Below are 1014 nucleotides of genomic sequence, written 5' to 3' on the forward strand. Positions count from 1 at the left end.
GAAGGGGTCAAACGCAAAATATAAAGATTTAGATCTGGTTCACCAAATTACTGACGTAGTTCGGATGCCCCATTTGCAGTCGTTTGGCGATCCATGGATTCTTGGCAGTTGTCTCTTTGCGCAGTCGTTTTGCAATCGTCACCTTCCATTCGACTCCTTTCTTTGAACTTTCGATGTCGGCTTCCTTCTTCTTCAGGCGCTTCATCTCCGCTTTGACGATCTGCTCCCAGTTGTTTTCGTTCAGTTCCTTTAGGTCTACACCTTCCCAGTCGATCATCGGAGTTTCCTTTGCGATGTCCTTAGCTAATGCCTTCTTGGCCTCGGCACTGCCCAGAAACCAACCGTGGCAATACAGCTTCGCGAGTGCGTCACGTTTCCTCGGGTTGCGCTCGTCGACTAGTTTGAGTCGTTCTTGATATTTCTTCATCCCGCCCGTCGTGTCTGGGAGATCGCATAGAGAGAGTAGGGTGCTGCGATCTAGCGGAGCAGAGACCTTGCGCTTAAAGTATTTAGGGAAGCTTGAGAGTGTATGCTCCTTGAGTGCATCGATACTACAGAGCTTCGCGCGCACTGGATTAAGATGCACATAGTCGATCAACCCCAGTAGCGGGCGATCCTCGTTAATGAGGATGGATTTGTAGCGCCCTTGGAACACGTGCCCACGCTCATTGCGGAAGCGGTTGAAGCGCGTCGCAAACGTGCTCTGCAGCCATTTCATCCCCTCCACCAGATTTGGCTCTGGGGTCTTGATCACCAGATGGTAGTGGTTGCTCATGATCACATAGGCATAGAGCTTCCATTCGCATCGCTCAGCCGCTTCAAAGATCGTGCGCTCAAAGGCTTCTCCCGTCTTATCGTGAACAAAGAGGTCCTTGCGGTAATTCCCTCGGCTAATGATGTGGTAAACCGCTCCTGGGTATTCGATCCGTTGTTTGCGTGGCATGAAAACGAGGCTAGCCACGGAGTCGGGGATTGGTCAAATATTTATATTTTGCGTTTGACCCCTTTTGGGCT

The 1014-nt window shown here is 50.7% G+C and carries 1 protein-coding gene; it reads right to left on the bottom strand.

The genetic code is table 11. The features are described 5' to 3' along the window. Nucleotides 1-28: 28 nt before the first annotated feature. On the bottom strand, nucleotides 29-943 hold the full coding sequence (locus QEH59_RS18580) for a transposase (RefSeq protein ID WP_308986884.1): 915 nt from the start codon (nucleotides 941-943) through the stop codon (nucleotides 29-31). Nucleotides 944-1014 lie beyond the last annotated feature (71 nt).

Origin of the sequence: Thalassobacterium sedimentorum (assembly GCF_031127905.1) — a bacterium.
GTDB classification, from domain to species: Bacteria; Verrucomicrobiota; Verrucomicrobiia; order Opitutales; family Coraliomargaritaceae; genus Thalassobacterium; species Thalassobacterium sedimentorum.

What these genes read in the sequence shown, in the direction of transcription:
- QEH59_RS18580 (WP_308986884.1), bottom strand. Translation starts at nt 943, where the DNA reads ATGCCACGCAAACAACGGATCGAATACCCAGGAGCGGTTTACCACATC.